14 protein-coding genes are annotated in these 14586 nt (G+C 72.7%); 10 read left to right on the top strand and 4 right to left on the bottom strand.

Annotated elements, in window-relative coordinates; all coding sequences use genetic code 11:
• Nucleotides 1–24: 24 nt before the first annotated feature.
• Together ABTZ58_RS19310 and ABTZ58_RS19315 are read left to right on the top strand one after the other, a co-directional pair.
• The gene (locus ABTZ58_RS19310; RefSeq protein ID WP_351357756.1) at nucleotides 25–1011 is read left to right on the top strand and encodes a helix-turn-helix transcriptional regulator; all 987 of its coding nucleotides are present in this window, start codon (nucleotides 25–27) and stop codon (nucleotides 1009–1011) included.
• A 56-nt stretch (nucleotides 1012–1067) separates the two neighbouring features.
• Nucleotides 1068–1586 carry a DUF4240 domain-containing protein gene (locus ABTZ58_RS19315; RefSeq protein WP_351358093.1) on the top strand — a complete coding sequence of 173 codons (519 nt, stop codon included), beginning with the start codon at nucleotides 1068–1070 and terminating at the stop codon, nucleotides 1584–1586.
• Nucleotides 1587–1803: 217 nt separating this feature from the next.
• Here the strand turns inward: ABTZ58_RS19315 and ABTZ58_RS19320 are convergent, their stop codons facing one another.
• Nucleotides 1804–2637, bottom strand: a complete 834-nt coding sequence (locus tag ABTZ58_RS19320; RefSeq protein ID WP_502996103.1) for a peptidoglycan recognition protein family protein — start codon at nucleotides 2635–2637, stop codon at nucleotides 1804–1806.
• Between the two features lie 277 nt (nucleotides 2638–2914).
• Between ABTZ58_RS19320 and ABTZ58_RS19325 the strand changes: the two genes are divergently transcribed.
• On the top strand, nucleotides 2915–4099 hold the full coding sequence (locus ABTZ58_RS19325; protein WP_351357762.1) for a MarP family serine protease: 1185 nt from the start codon (nucleotides 2915–2917) through the stop codon (nucleotides 4097–4099).
• Between the two features lie 16 nt (nucleotides 4100–4115).
• Here the strand turns inward: ABTZ58_RS19325 and ABTZ58_RS19330 are convergent, their stop codons facing one another.
• Entirely contained in the window at nucleotides 4116–4604 is a 489-nt protein-coding gene (locus ABTZ58_RS19330; RefSeq protein WP_351357765.1) for a GNAT family N-acetyltransferase, read from the bottom strand.
• Between the two features lie 70 nt (nucleotides 4605–4674).
• Between ABTZ58_RS19330 and ABTZ58_RS19335 the strand changes: the two genes are divergently transcribed.
• Both ABTZ58_RS19335 and ABTZ58_RS19340 read left to right on the top strand, forming a co-directional pair.
• Nucleotides 4675–5571 carry a TIGR01777 family oxidoreductase gene (locus ABTZ58_RS19335; protein ID WP_351357768.1) on the top strand — a complete coding sequence of 299 codons (897 nt, stop codon included), beginning with the start codon at nucleotides 4675–4677 and terminating at the stop codon, nucleotides 5569–5571.
• Nucleotides 5572–5751: 180 nt separating this feature from the next.
• Complete coding sequence (locus ABTZ58_RS19340; RefSeq protein WP_351357771.1) at nucleotides 5752–7158, top strand: NAD(P)/FAD-dependent oxidoreductase; 1407 nt, start codon at nucleotides 5752–5754, stop codon at nucleotides 7156–7158.
• A gap of 20 nt (nucleotides 7159–7178) precedes the next feature.
• Here ABTZ58_RS19340 and ABTZ58_RS19345 read toward each other — a convergent pair whose 3' ends face one another.
• On the bottom strand, nucleotides 7179–8657 hold the full coding sequence (locus tag ABTZ58_RS19345; RefSeq protein WP_351357774.1) for an NsdA family TPR-like regulatory protein: 1479 nt from the start codon (nucleotides 8655–8657) through the stop codon (nucleotides 7179–7181).
• Nucleotides 8658–8895: 238 nt separating this feature from the next.
• On the opposite strand from ABTZ58_RS19345, the gene lipB reads away from it, so the two are divergent.
• From lipB to ABTZ58_RS19365, 4 genes are all read left to right on the top strand, one after another.
• On the top strand, nucleotides 8896–9696 hold the full coding sequence (gene lipB, locus ABTZ58_RS19350; RefSeq protein WP_309096262.1) for a lipoyl(octanoyl) transferase LipB: 801 nt from the start codon (nucleotides 8896–8898) through the stop codon (nucleotides 9694–9696).
• Nucleotides 9697–9790: 94 nt separating this feature from the next.
• Entirely contained in the window at nucleotides 9791–10756 is a 966-nt protein-coding gene (gene lipA, locus ABTZ58_RS19355; protein WP_351357782.1) for a lipoyl synthase, read from the top strand.
• A gap of 259 nt (nucleotides 10757–11015) precedes the next feature.
• Nucleotides 11016–11228, top strand: coding sequence for an SCO2195 family GlnR-regulated protein (locus ABTZ58_RS19360; protein WP_351357785.1), 213 nt, complete (start codon nucleotides 11016–11018; stop codon nucleotides 11226–11228).
• A gap of 76 nt (nucleotides 11229–11304) precedes the next feature.
• A complete protein-coding gene (locus tag ABTZ58_RS19365) occupies nucleotides 11305–12006 on the top strand; it encodes a DUF4191 domain-containing protein (RefSeq protein WP_094056590.1) in 702 nt (233 codons plus the stop codon).
• Nucleotides 12007–12098: 92 nt separating this feature from the next.
• On the opposite strand, the gene ABTZ58_RS19370 is transcribed toward ABTZ58_RS19365, so the two are convergent.
• On the bottom strand, nucleotides 12099–12566 hold the full coding sequence (locus ABTZ58_RS19370) for an RDD family protein (protein WP_309096259.1): 468 nt from the start codon (nucleotides 12564–12566) through the stop codon (nucleotides 12099–12101).
• Between the two features lie 210 nt (nucleotides 12567–12776).
• On the opposite strand from ABTZ58_RS19370, the gene glnA reads away from it, so the two are divergent.
• Nucleotides 12777–14186, top strand: coding sequence for a type I glutamate--ammonia ligase (gene glnA / locus ABTZ58_RS19375; protein WP_351357789.1), 1410 nt, complete (start codon nucleotides 12777–12779; stop codon nucleotides 14184–14186).
• Nucleotides 14187–14586: the final 400 nt, after the last annotated feature.

Consider the following 14586-nt stretch of genomic DNA (forward strand, 5'->3'; position numbering starts at 1 on the left):
GGGGGCCTGCTGCATGATGTGGCCATGCGCGCTGCCCGGCTGATCAAGATGGTGTTGCTGCTCCAGTCCCGGCCCTCCATGACGGCCGCCGAGCTGGCCCGGGAGCTGGAGGTGTCGGAGCGGACGGTGACACGGGACGCGCAGGCGCTGTCGGAGGCGGGTGTGCCGGTCTACGCGGACCGGGGCCGGGCCGGCGGCTACCGGCTGGTCGGCGGGTACCGGACGCGGCTGACCGGGCTGCACCGCGGCGAGGCCGAGGCGCTGTTCCTGTCCGGGGTGCCGGGCGCGCTGCGCGAGATGGGTCTGGAGGACGCGGCCTCGGCGGCCCGGCTGAAGGTGTCGGCGGCGCTGCTGCCGTCCCTCAGGGACGCGTCCCGGACGGCCGCGCAGCGGTTCCACCTGGACGCGCCGAACTGGTTCACGGAGCCGAAGACGCCCGCGCTGCTGCCGGCGGTCGCGGACGCGGTGTGGGACGACCGGCGGATCGCCGCGCGGTACCGGCGCGGCGAGGAGGAGGTCTCGCGGGAGCTGGAGCCGTACGGGCTCGTGCTGAAGGCGGGCGTCTGGTACCTGTGCGCGCGGGTGGCCGGGGGCGCGTCCTTCCGGGTGTACCGGATCGACCGGTTCACGGCGGTGGAGCCGGGCGCGGAGCGCTTCGCGCGGGAGCCGGAGTTCGACCTGCCCGCGTTCTGGGAGGAGCGGGCGGAGCAGTTCGCGCGGTCCATCCTGCGGGCGCGGGTCCTGGTGCGTCTCTCCCCCGAGGGGGTGCGCAGGCTGCCGTACGCGCTCGACTCGCTGTCGGCCCGGGAGGCCCTTGCCGAGGCGGACGCGCCGGACGGCGACGGGTGGGTGACGGTGGATCTGCCGGTGGAGTCCGAGGAGGTCGCCCACACCCAGCTGACGGCGCTGGGCCCGGAGGTGGAGGTGCTGGCGCCGGAGGGCCTGCGGGAGCGGTTCGCGGCGGACGCGGCGCGGCTGGCCCGCCTCTACCGACCCGCCGGCGGCGTATAACGATCCCGGGCACTCCGGGTGCGCCCCCGTGCCCCAGGGCCGATGCTTGACCCGTGATGGACGAGACGGAGTTCTGGGAGCTGGTGGACGACGCCCGGGAGGCCGCCGAGGGCGACCCGGAGGAGCAGGCGGACCTGCTCGTGGAGCGGCTCGCCCGGCTGGACCCGGACTCGGTCCTGGACTTCGCCCGGCACTTCGAGTCCCGTTACAACCGCGCCTACCGCTGGGACCTGTGGGGCGCCGCCTGGGTGCTGCTCGACGGGGCGAGCGACGACGCCTTCGACTTCTTCCGCTGCTGGCTGATCGGCCAGGGGCGGGAGGTCTTCGAGGGCGCACTGCACGACCCGGACGCGCTCGCCGACCTCCTCGGCGACTTCGACGAGGAGATCGACGGCGACGGTGAGGAGCTCGGCTACGCGGCCGACGAGGCCTACGAGCAGCTCACCGGCGTGGTCGCCCCCGACCTGGAGATCCCGCCCCCGCCCGCCGAGCCGGAGGGCACCCCGCTGGACTTCGAGGACGAGCGGCTGCTCGCCGAGCGCTATCCGCGGTTGTGGGAGCGCTTCAGGGGCTGATCACACGCCCCGGCGACGGCTGGTGCCGGCCGGGAGGTACCCGTGTGTCTGCTCGGCCCGCACCGTGTGGTGCAGGGGGGCCGCGTTGGCCTGGTCGAGGGCCCAGGGGTGACCGCCGCCGGTCCCAGGACGACCGTCGCGACCGCGCAGAGCACCGCCCAGGGGCCTCGGGCGGCCCTCCGGGTGCGTGCCGCCGCATCCCGCGTACCGCTGCTGTTCATGGTCCCCACCTCCGGTCGGCTGTCTGCGGGGACGACGGTAGGGGGCCCGGATGTGACGGCACCGCGCGTTCGCCGTGGCCCTGCTGTGCCCTGGCGGGCCGGCCCTGGAACCGGGCCGCGAGCTGCCGGATCTCGGGCAGGCGGGCGTGCAGGGCGGCGCCCGGGCAGCTGGTCATGTAGCCGTCGTTGTGACCGGCCACGGCGGGCAGTTCGGCGGTGGTGCCGGCCGCGTACCGGCTCAGGCCGTTGCTGGAGACCAGGCGGACGTCGGCCCGCGGGTCGGTGCCGGTCAGGCCCAGCTTCCAGGCGGACAGCGCGGCGATGGCGCGGATCATGGCCCGGGGCACGGGCAGGCCCGCGGTGAAGGTGCCGAGTGCGGCGATGCCGGTGGTGCGGTGGTTGAAACCCTGGGTGTGGGCGCCGGTGACGGCCCGTTCGACGCCCCCGGCGCGGCCCTCGTAGATCGTGCCGCAGCGGTCGACGACGAAGTTGTAGCCGATGTCGTCCCAGTCGCGGCTGCCGGTCTGGCCGGTGTAGAGGTCCCGGATGATGCGGGGCGCGTCGGCGCAGTCGTAGCCGTTGGGCGAGTCGGTGTGGTGGACGAAGACGGCGGCGACCCGGTCGTCGTAGCGCGGGCGCGGCTGCCGGCGGGCGGCGTCGCCCAGCCAGTGCGAGCGCGGCACGATGGGCGGCCGGGGGACGGTGTACGGCGTGGCGGTGGAGCGGGCCGGGGCGGCGCGGGCGGGGGTCTCGGCGGCGTTCTCGACTCCGTGGGCGCACAGCACCAGGGCGACGGCGGCGGCGACGCCCGGCAGACAGCCGAGCGCCACCCGGGCCGCGCGCGGCACACCGGCTGTGCCGGGTGTCCCGGCGGCGCGGCGCCCCCGCGCACCCCGCCGCCCTCGGTAGACACGCATGGTCCCACTGTCGGCCTGATCCGGTCCGTCCGCGATGTGTGATGTGCCACGCGGTGGAACCATCGTCACGGTCCGCGACGTTCCTCCGAGTGCACGCGCGCGTGGCCGGTTCCGATCATCCGCGCGCGGGTGACTGATCACCGGGCCCTTCCCCCACGTACTGGAGGGTCCGAGAGAAAGGCGGCGTTGCGTGGACCTGCTCGACATCCTGCTGTTGCTGGTCGTCCTGGCCTACGCGGCGTCCGGGTACCGGCGCGGACTGGTGGCCGGCTGTGTGTCGCTGGCGGGCTTCGTGGGCGGCGCGGCCGTCGGCGTGTGGATCCTGCCCTGGGTCATGGACCTGGTGGAGCCGGGCACGACCCGGGCGACGGTGACGGCGGTGTTCACGGTGCTGCTGCCGGCGGTGGTGGGCCACGAGCTGGCGGGGCGCCTGGCGCTGCGGTTGCGGCGGGAGCTGGACCGGGGGCCGCTCAGGGTGGCGGACGGGATCGGCGGGGCCGTGGCCAACTCGGTCGCCGTGCTGATCGTGGCGTGGGTCGTCGCGAGCGTCCTGGGCGCCTCCTCGTCGCCGCTGGTCACGTCGGCGATCCGGGATTCGCGGCTGCTCGGCGCGGTGCAGCGGACGATGCCGGAGACGACTCCGGCGTGGTTCTCGGAGGCCACCTCCGCGCTGACCCAGGCGGGTTTCCCGCAGGTCTTCAACCCGTTCGAGAACGAGTCGACGGCCGAGGTCGCCCGGCCCTCGGGCGACAGTGTCACGGCGGCCGCGGCGAACGCCGCCAAGCGGAGCACGGTGAAGGTCGAGGGCGTCGCGGGCACGCAGGGCCGCGAGGGCAGCGGCTTCGTGTACGCCCGCGAGCGCGTGATGACCAACGCCCACGTGGTGGCCGGCATCGACGAGCCGACCGTGCAGATCGGCGGGGTCGGGCGGACGTACGAGGCGCGGGTGGTGCTCTTCGACCCGCAGAAGGACGTGGCCGTGCTGTACGTGCCGGGTCTGAAGGCGCCCGTGCTCGGGTTCGACGACGACGCCGGGCGCGGCGATTCGGCGGTCGTCGCGGGTTATCCGGAGGACGGCGACCTGAACCTCCAGGCGGCGACGGTCGCGAACCGGGTGCGGGCGACGGGCCAGAACATCTACAACGACGGCACGGCCGTCCGCGAGATCTACTCGATCCGCTCCACGGTCCGCCCGGGCAACTCGGGCGGACCCCTGCTCACCACGGACGGCCGGGTGTTCGGCGTGGTCTTCGCCCGCTCCACCTCGGACGCCGAGACGGGCTACGTGCTGACGGCGGACGAGGTGGCCCCGGACGCGGAGCGGGCGGCCGGCGCGACGGCGCCGGTGGACACGGGCGAGCTGGCGGCGTCGTAGCCGGCTGTCACCGGGCTCAGAGGAAGCGGCCCATGAACACGTCGTCGACGTACGCGCCGTCGAGGAAGAACTCCTCGGGCAGGACGCCCTCCACGGCGAACCCCTCGGAGGCGTAGAGCGCGCGGGCGGGCGTGTTGTGGGCCAGCACGCGCAGGGTGAGGCGCCGTGCGCCCAGCCGCCGGGCCTCCTCCCCCGCCGCCCGCAGCAGGGCCCGGGCGACGCCGTGCCCGCGGGCCTCCTCCGCGACGGCCAGCCCGCGGATCATCCGGACGTGGGCGTTGCAGGCGAGCGGCGTCGCCGTGCCCAGCCGGAGGTAGCCGGCGAGGGCCCCGTCGAGTTCGGCGACGAGGCACTGCGCCATCGGGTTCCGCTCGCTGAAGAAGGGGCCGTACGGGGGTTCGGGACGGGGCTGGACGGCGTGCAGCGGGGACCAGGTGGCGCGGTCGAGCCGCCCCAGTGCGTCCTCGTCCTCGGGACGTGCGGGGCGTATGTGCGGAGTCGGCATGGGGGCACGTTACGCCGGGCGCACGCCGCCCCGACGGGGGTTTTCTCCCGTCGGCGGGCAAGATTGAGCCATGCGACGCATCGCGGTGACCGGCGCCTCCGGTCTCATCGGCAGCGCCCTGGTGCGGTCCCTGACCGCGGACGGGCACGAAGTGGTGCGCCTCGTGCGCCGAACTCCGCGCACGGAGGACGAGGTCCGGTGGGACCCGGAGGGCGGGCGCGCGGACGCGGCCGGACTCGCCGGCTGCCACGCGGTGGTCAATCTGGCGGGGGCCGGGGTTGGCAACCGCCGCTGGACGGACGCCTACAAGCGGCGGATCCGCGACAGCCGCGTGAACGGCACGGCGGCGCTCGCCCGGGCGGTCGCGTCCCTGGACGGCGAGGTCAGGCCCCGGGTCTTCGTGAACGGCAGTGCCATCGGCTACTACGGCGAGACCGGTGACCGGGCGGTGGACGAGGACGCGCCTCCCGGGACCGGCTTCCTGCCCGAGCTGTGCGTGGAGTGGGAGGCGGCGACGGCACCGGCCCGGGAGGCCGGTGTCCGCACGGTGTTCACCCGTACCGGTCTGGTGGTGTCCCGCCACGGCGGGGCGTGGCAGCGGCTGTTCCCGCTCTTCCGGGCGGGTCTGGGCGGGCGGATGGGCGACGGGCGGCAGTACTGGTCGTACGTCGCGCTGCACGACGAGGTCGCCGCGATCCGGCACCTCATCGACACCGACGGCCTGTCGGGGCCGTTCAACCTCACCGCCCCGAAACCGCTGACGAACCGTGAGATCACGGCGGCGATGGGGCGGGTGCTGCACCGGCCGACGCCGTTCGCCGTGCCCGCGCCCGTGCTGCGTTCGGTGCTCGGCGAGATGGCCGGGGACGTCCTCGGCAGCGCCCGGGTCCTGCCGACGCGGCTGCTGGAGTCGGGTTTCCGGTTCGCGTTCCCGGACATCGAGGGGGCGATCCGGGCGGCTCTGTGACCCCTGCGACCACTTCACGCCCACACGGCTCGCGTATGCGACCGCCGTGCGACCGTGCCCTGCCGATGCGCGACTGCCCCTGACCGGTCACGGCCCTACCTTCGACCAGAACTCGCGTATCGCTGCGGCCTGTTGAGGGCATGACGTCTCCAGCGCCCGCGCAACCTCGAGGAGGGGCACGTGCTTGAGCCCGCTTACCAGGCGGACGTGGTCGTCGTGGGGGCCGGGGTCGCCGGACTCTCGGCCGCGCACCGGCTGACCAGCGCAGGAGTGACGACCATGGTCCTGGAGGCCGCCCACGGCGTCGGCGGCCGCATGGCGACGGAGAAGATCGACGGCTTCCGGCTCGACCGGGTCGGCCAGTTGCTGTCCACCGCGTATCCCGAACTACGGCTGACACCCGGCCTGGGCGGGCTGGCCCTGCGGCCCTTCGCGCCCGGTGTCCTGCTGCACGGCGACGGCCGCCACCATCGTGCGGGCGTCCAGCCGGGCGCCGGGGGCGCACGGGGCGCACTGCACGCGGTGCGCACGCTGGCGAGTACGCCTCGCCAGCCGTCCGTGCCGAGGCCGCTCCGGCGGCCGGCGGCCGTGCCCGGCCGTCAGGTCTCCGTCCCGCGGAGCCGGTCGGGCGCCCCGCTCGGCACGGCCGTGGACCAGGCCCGGCTGGGGGCCGCGCTGACCCGGCTGGCGGGCACCCCGGCCGAACGGCTGCTGACCCGCCCGGAGTCGCCCGCCGGTGAGGCCCTGGCGGCCCGCGGGCTGCCCGCCCGGACGATCGACGGCTTCCTGCGCCCGCTGCTCGCCGCCCTGCTGTGCGACCCGGACCTGACGACGTCCAGCCGGTGCGCGGACCTCGCGCTGCGCGCCTTCGCGAGCGGCCGGCTGTGCCTGCCGGAGGGCGGCGCCGAGGCGCTGCCGGAGCGGCTGGCGCAGATGCTGCCGGCGGGCACGGTGCACACGGGCGTGCGGGTCACGTCCGTCTCGACGACCTCGGTGACCACGGCGGAGCACGGCGAGATCCGGTGCCGGGCGGTGCTGGTGGCCACGGGCGCGCGAGCCGCGGCCGGGCTGCTGCCCGGGTTGCGGGTGCCGGAGTTCCACCCGGTGACGGTGGTGCACCACACGACCGACGAGCCGCCGGGGACGGGGTCGTCGCTGCTGCTCGACGCGGACCTGGGCGGTCCGGTCGCGCACACGGCGGTGGTCAGCCAGGTCGATCCCTCCCGGGCTCCGGCGGGGCGGGCGCTGGTGTCGTCGACCGTGCTGGGGCGACCGCCGGGGGACGTCGACACGGCCGTGCGGATGCACCTGGCGCGGCTGTACGGGGTGTCGACGTCCCGCTGGGAGACGCTGGCCGTGTTCCGCACGGCCGAGGCCGTGCCGGCGATGCGGCCGCCGCATGATCTGCGGCGGCCGGTGCGGTTGCTCGCGGGGCTGTACGTGTGCGGCGATCACCGGGACACCAGCACGGTCCAGGGCGCTCTGCACTCCGGGCATCGGGCGTCCGCGGCGATCCTGGCGGACCTGGGGACGGGGCGGTCGATGCACGTCGCCGACCCCGTGCCGACCGTTCCCAGGGCCGCCTAGACGGTCCTCCGGAAGGATCCCTATCCCAGCGCCGCCACCTTGTCGCGGTACGTCCGCACCGGAGCCGCGTCCTTGTACGGCTCCAGCCTCCGCTCGAAGTCCCGCACGTACTCCACCGCCCGTACCGAGCGCATCTCCGCCGCCTGGCCCGCCGCCTCGGCCGCCAGCTGGCAGGCCTGGTCGAGTTCGCCGAGACCCAGGCGGGCGGTGGCGAGGACGACGCGGCAGAACAGGCGGCTGCGGGCGTAGGACGGGGCCCGCAGCTGGAGTGAGCGTTCCGCGTGCTGGGCGGCGGCGCGGAACTGCTGCAGGTCGCGGTGGCAGTGGCCGAACTCGTCGGCGAGCTGGGCCTCGTCGAAGAACCTCGCCCAGTGCGGTACGTCGTCCCCGGGCCGGGCCGTCTCCAGCGCGCGCTCGGCGCGGACCAGGGCGGCGGTGCAGGCCCGGACCTCGCCGAGCACGCCGTGCCCGCGCGCCTCGGCGGCGTGCAGCAGGGCCTGGACGACGGGCGGGCCCGAGGTGCCGACGCCCTGCTGGGCCACGCGGGCCAGCTGGACGGCCTCCCGCCCGTGCCCGAGGTAGACGGCCTGCCGGCTCATGGTCACCAGCACGTACGCCCCGTACGCCCGGTCTCCGGCCGCCTGGGCCAGCCGCAGCGCCTGTACGAAGTAGCGCTGCGCGAGCCCGTGCGCGGCGATGTCGTACGACGTCCAGCCGGCCAGCCGGGTCAGGTCGGCGGCGGCGGCGAACAGGCGGCGGCCGGTCTGCTCGCCGTAGGTGCCGCGCAGCATCGGCTCGCACTCGTGCTCCAGATAGCGCACGAGGGCCTGACGGGCGTGACCGCCGCCGTAGGCGTCGTCGAGCGTGCGGAACAGCTCGCCGACCGAGCGCAGCGCGGCGATGTCCCCGGCGGTGACCCGCTGGCCGGGTCCGCGCTCGGTCTGACCGCGCCGGCGGGGCAGGACGGGCACGCCCTGCTCGGCCGTGGCCGGGAAGCGGGCGGTGGGGCGGCCCTGCGCCGGAATGCGGGCGGCGGTCTGGTCGCCCCGGGCCACCTTCTCGTCGGCCCGGCCGATCAGCCAGTCCCGGCTCGGCACGACGAGCCCGGCCGGGGTGAAGGCGATCTTCCGCAGCTCGGCGTGGCTGCCGGAGTCCTTGCGCCACAGCCCGCTGACGATGTCGACGGCCTCCTCGGGGGTGGCGGCGAACTCCAGGCCCGCGTAGACGGGGGCGCAGGCGTCCAGGCCGAGGTCCTGGGCGGTGAGGCGGCGGCCCAGGCGCCGGGTGAAGACCTCGGCGATCAGTGCGGGCGTGGTGCCACGGGGCTGCTGGCCGCGCAGCCACCGGGTGACGGATGTCTTGTCGTATCTGAGGTCGAGCCCGTGTTCGAGACCGAGCTGGTCCACGCGACGGGCGAGTCCCGCGTTGGAGAACCCCGCTTCTGCGATGAGCGCGGCGAGCTGTCGATTGGGAGTGCGCTGCGCGGGTCGTTCCGTCATCTGCGGTGCGGTCTCCTGCCTTCCGGCCTTCGTGATGTGCGCGGATTGCCTGTGAGCAGGCCTTATGCCTTGCTGGACGGCGCGAATGTAGCGGAGAGTAAACACTCCATCACACATTTTCCCGGACATTCATCCGATCGTGTGAGGATTGACCCCGGGACTGACGCGTACGGGCCGGACGTACAGTGGCTTGGGCGCGATACGTGCCTTACACACCCGTTCGAGGGAGGCGCTTGCCGTGAGTGAGTTGCGGTTCGTCCGTATGGGGTTCGGCGACGAGGCCGTCGAGTACCAGGAGGCGTGGGACGAGCAGCGCCGGGTGCACGCGGCGCGCTTCGCCGACGAGGTCCCCGACACCGTACTGCTCCTGGAGCACCCGCCGGTCTACACGGCCGGCCGGCGCACGGCGGACAACGAGCGACCCCTGGACGGCACGCCGGTCATCGACGTGGACCGCGGCGGCAAGATCACCTGGCACGGCCCCGGCCAGCTGGTCGGCTACCCCATTCAGAAGCTGCCCCGCCCCGTGGACGTGGTGGCCCACGTCCGCCGCCTCGAAGAGGCCCTGATCCGCACCTGCGCGGAGTTCGGCCTGGAGACCACCCGGGTCGAGGGCCGCAGCGGCGTGTGGGTGCTGGGCGACCCGGTCGAGCAGCGGCCCGCGCTCGGCGGGCTCTCCCTGGACTTCGACCCGCGGCTGCACGACGAGGAGTTCGACCCCCGGCTGAACGGCCCGGAGTACGCCCCTTCCAACGCCGGCCAGCGCCGCGAGGACCGCAAGATCGCCGCGATCGGCATCCGCGTCGCCAAGGGCGTCACGATGCACGGCTTCGCGCTCAACGTGAACCCCGACAACAAGTGGTTCGACCGGATCATCCCCTGCGGCATCCGCGACGCGGGCGTGGCCTCCCTCGCCGGCGAGCTGGGCCGTGACGTGACGATCGAGGAGGTCCTGCCCGTGGTGGAGCGCCACCTGCGGGACGTCCTGGAGAACGCCGACCTCAAGCCCCGGGAGATCGAGAGGACACCGGCGGCATAAATGCCCGTGGGGAGGGGCTGACACCACACAGAGGCATTCAAATCCACGGGCGTACCCTTGAGGTCGCCGAAGAATCAACGCTAGGGAGCCGGTCGTGTCCGCAGTCGCACCCGACGGACGCAAGATGCTGCGCCTGGAGGTCCGCAACAGCCAGACCCCCATCGAGCGCAAGCCCGAGTGGATCAAGACCCGGGCGAAAATGGGCCCCGAGTACACGAAGATGCAGAACCTCGTGAAGAGCGAGGGCCTGCACACGGTCTGCCAGGAAGCCGGCTGCCCGAACATCTACGAGTGCTGGGAGGACCGCGAGGCGACCTTCCTCATCGGCGGCGACCAGTGCACCCGGCGCTGCGACTTCTGCCAGATCGACACCGGCAAGCCCGAGGCGCTCGACCGCGACGAGCCGCGCCGCGTGGGCGAGTCCGTGGTGGCGATGGACCTGAACTACGCCACGATCACCGGCGTCGCCCGCGACGACCTGGAGGACGGCGGCGCCTGGCTGTACGCCGAGACCGTGCGCCAGATCCACCAGCAGACCGCCGGCCGCGAGGGCGGGCACACCAAGGTCGAGCTGCTGGCCCCGGACTTCAACGCGGTCCCCGAACAGCTGGCCGAGGTCTTCTCCTCGCGCCCCGAGGTCTTCGCGCACAACGTCGAGACGGTCCCCCGGATCTTCAAGCGCATCCGCCCCGGCTTCCGCTACGAGCGCTCCCTGAAGGTCATCACCGAGGCCCGCGACTACGGCCTGGTCACCAAGTCGAACCTGATCCTCGGCATGGGCGAGACCCGCGAGGAGGTCAGCGACGCGCTCAGGCAGCTACACGACGCGGGCTGCGAGCTGGTCACCATCACGCAGTACCTGCGGCCCTCCGTGCGGCACCACCCGGTCGAGCGCTGGGTCAAGCCGCAGGAGTTCGTGGAGCTGCAGCAGGAGGCCGAGCAGATCGGCTTCTCCGGCGTGATGTCCGGCCCGCTGGTGCGCTCCTCGTACCGCGCCGGGCGGCTCTACCGGATGGCCATGGAGCAGCGGGACGCGCGCATCGCGCCCCAGGCCGTCTGACGAATCGTCACCGCCCTTCCCGGCCGGGACGGGACAAGCGTGTGAATTCCCGCACAAGACGCTACCGGCTGGTAGCGACCGATGTGACGCGGTCCTGACCGTCCTCGCAGATGAGGGCGCCTGTCGGGACCGCGTCGGCGTTTCGCCGCTCCCCGCCGGGCCTTCATGGGTGTTTGACCGGTCGGTCACGCCCTGGTAACACCAAACAGTGACGCTGGACTCACAGCACGTACACCCTTACCGAGGGGGGACCTCACCCATGCAGGCCGCGCCTGTTCGCGCCACCGCGATTCCGTCCTTCACGACCGCTCTGCGCGCCGTGGAGTCGCTGCTGATGAGCAGCGGTCAGCGCACCGCCCGCCGTAACGCCTGGACCTCCGTGCTGGAGGACCGCCGTCGCGCCAAGGACCGGGTCGAGGCGCAGCGCGTCCTCGAGCAGTCCCTTACCCGGTCCGTCTCCGTCCGCCCCTGAGCCCGGGCCCCTCGCCCGAGGGGCCGCGCGGACACTGCCGTCGTCCGCGCTTGTGCGGCCACGTAGACTTCGTGGCATGGCGAGGAAGGAAACCGCAGCGGACGCTGCGAACACCGGGCGACTGAAGCAGATCGCCCTGACCTACAAGATGACCCGCAGGGCCGACAAGAAGATCGGTCTTGTACTCGCGGCTGTCGGAATCGTCACCTTCGGTGTCTTCCTCGCGATCGGTTTCTTGATCGGTCACCCCATCTATCTCGGCATCCTGGGCCTCCTGCTCGCCTTCCTCGCGACGGCGATCGTGTTCGGGCGCCGGGCCGAGCGGGCCGCCTTTGGGCAGATGGAGGGCCAGCCCGGTGCCGCGGCGGCGGTGCTCGACAACATCGGCCGGGGGTGGACGACGACCCCCGCGGTGGCGATGAACCGCAACCAGGACGTGGTGCACCGCGCGGTCGGCAAGGCCGGCATCGTGCTGGTGGCCGAGGGCAACCCGAACCGGGTGAAGACCCTGCTGGCCGCCGAGAAGCGGAAGATGAACCGCATCGTCGCGGACGTCCCCGTGCACGACCTGGTCGTGGGCACGGGCGAGGGCCAGGTCGAGCTGAAGAAGCTGCGCACGACCATGCTGAAGCTGCCGCGCGTGCTGACCGGCCCGCAGGTCACCGCCACCAACGACCGGCTGCGCGCCCTGGGCGACCTGATGAGCAACATGCCGCTGCCGAAGGGGCCGATGCCGAAGGGCATGCGGCTGCCGAAGGGCGGGCCGAAGGCCCGCTGATCCCCGCACCTGTACGACGAAGGGGCGCCCGGAGTGGTCCGGGCGCCCCTTCGTCGTACAGGTGCGGGGATTTTGACGGTCGTACGCAGGGATCAGATCCGGACCTCGACCGTGCCGGCGAGCCGGTCGTGCAGGCCGCGGCCGTCGCGGTCCCAGATCAGGGCGGGGATCGCCAGGAAGAGCAGGACCGTGCGCAGGGCGGAGCGCCAGGGGCTGACGCGGCCGGACTCCAGCGCCAGCACGCGCAGGCCGAACAGGCGCTTGCCCGGGGTGAAGCCGACCGTACCGACCGTGAGCACCATCAGCGCGAACATGATGAGCGGCGCCCAGATCTGCGCCGCCTCGTTGTAGCTCTGGGTGATGAGGCCGTATGCGATCAGGAGGCTCAGGCCCCAGTCCACGGCGAGGGCGCCCAGGCGGCGGCCCGGGCGGGCGATCGAGCCGGGCCCCTCCTCGGGCAGACCGAGCTGTTCGCCCCGGTATCCGAAGTCGACACCGGCCTCCTCCGCGGCCGCGCGGGGCCCGGAGAGCCACGATCCGAGTGCTTGCCTGTTGTCCACCCGTCCACGGTACTGCGCCCGTATATGACCCGGGCACGGCGGGGTGCGCCGGGGCTACGGTGGTGGGAGAGCCGGTTAACTTGTGCGAAACAAATGAGTCACGCCCGAGAAATCACCCGTCCCTAGGGTCGAGGTCAGCGTGTGCCACCCGCACTGGCCGCACGATCGAACTACCACCCCGGCGGGACGGTCGGGAGTAGGAGGAGCTGGATGTTCCAGAACGCCGACGAGGCCAAGAAGTACATCGCGGACGAGGACGTCAAGTTCATCGACGTCCGCTTCTGCGACCTCCCGGGCGTGATGCAGCACTTCACGGTGCCTGCGGAGGCGTTCGACGCCGACGAGGAGCTCGCCTTCGACGGCTCCTCGATCCGGGGTTTCCAGGCCATTCACGAGTCCGACATGGCGCTGCGCGCGGACCTGTCGACCGCCCGGGTCGACCCGTTCCGCCGTGACAAGACGCTGAACATCAACTTCTTCATCCACGACCCGATCACGGGCGAGCAGTACTCCCGTGACCCGCGCAACGTGGCGAAGAAGGCCGAGGCCTACCTCGCCTCCACCGGGATCGCCGACACGGCGTACTTCGGTCCCGAGGCCGAGTTCTACGTCTTCGACTCCGTCCGCTTCGCGACCAGCGCGAACGAGTCGTTCTACCACATCGACTCCGAGGCCGGCGCCTGGAACACCGGTGCCCTGGAGGACAACCGCGGCTACAAGGTCCGTTACAAGGGCGGCTACTTCCCGGTCCCGCCGGTCGACCACTTCGCCGACCTGCGTGCCGAGATCTCCCTGGAGCTGGAGCGGGCCGGCCTGAAGGTCGAGCGCCAGCACCACGAGGTGGGCACCGCCGGCCAGGCCGAGATCAACTACAAGTTCAACACGCTGCTCGCCGCGGCCGACGACCTCCAGCTCTTCAAGTACATCGTGAAGAACGTGGCGTGGAAGAACGGCAAGACCGCGACCTTCATGCCGAAGCCGATCTTCGGTGACAACGGCTCGGGCATGCACGTCCACCAGTCGCTGTGGGCCGGCGGCCAGCCGCTCTTCTACGACGAGGCCGGTTACGCGGGCCTGTCGGACACCGCCCGCTACTACATCGGCGGCATCCTCAAGCACGCCCCGTCGCTGCTGGCCTTCACCAACCCGACGGTGAACTCGTACCACCGCCTGGTGCCCGGCTTCGAGGCCCCGGTCAACCTGGTGTACTCGCAGCGCAACCGCTCCGCGGCCATGCGTATCCCGATCACCGGCTCGAACCCGAAGGCCAAGCGCGTCGAGTTCCGCGCGCCCGACTCCTCCGGCAACCCGTACCTGGCCTTCTCGGCGCTGCTGCTCGCGGGCCTGGACGGCATCAAGAACAAGATCGAGCCGGCCGAGCCGATCGACAAGGACCTCTACGAGCTGGCCCCCGAGGAGCACGCGGGCGTCCCGCAGGTCCCGACCTCCCTCCCGGCGGTCCTGGACTCCCTGGAGGCCGACCACGAGTTCCTCCTCCAGGGCGACGTGTTCACGCCGGACCTGATCGAGACGTGGATCGACTTCAAGCGCACGAACGAGATCGCCCCGCTGCAGCTGCGTCCGCACCCGCACGAGTTCGAGCTCTACTTCGACGTCTAGAAAAGCCGGTCGGCGTTTCTCGGGCCCACGCGGCCCGGGGACGCTCCGAGCCGACACCGAAGACACCGAGGGCCGTCACCCCGAGCATGGGGTGACGGCCCTCGCTGCTCCCACTCTCCCCTGTCCGGCCAACCGTCTTGTCGTCGGCTCCTTGTACGCGGAGAATGAGGGACGGCCGTCAGGCGGCCGATCCCGGTCCCGCACCGCCCCGTTGCAGGACCACTTGCGGATGAAGGAGCCATAGCGCCACCTGTCGGTGTACGGCACTGTCGTCAGGCGCCCGCGTCACGGGCGCGCAGATCAGTTGTCGGGCGCTGAGGGGCGGCGGCGTTCGGGGACGGATCTTGCGATGACCACGGGTGGACGTCTCACCAGGCTGGCCCGTACGCGACAGCTCTAC

It is taken from the genome of Streptomyces sp. NPDC094143, assembly GCF_040303825.1.
Lineage (GTDB): Bacteria > Actinomycetota > Actinomycetes > Streptomycetales > Streptomycetaceae > Streptomyces.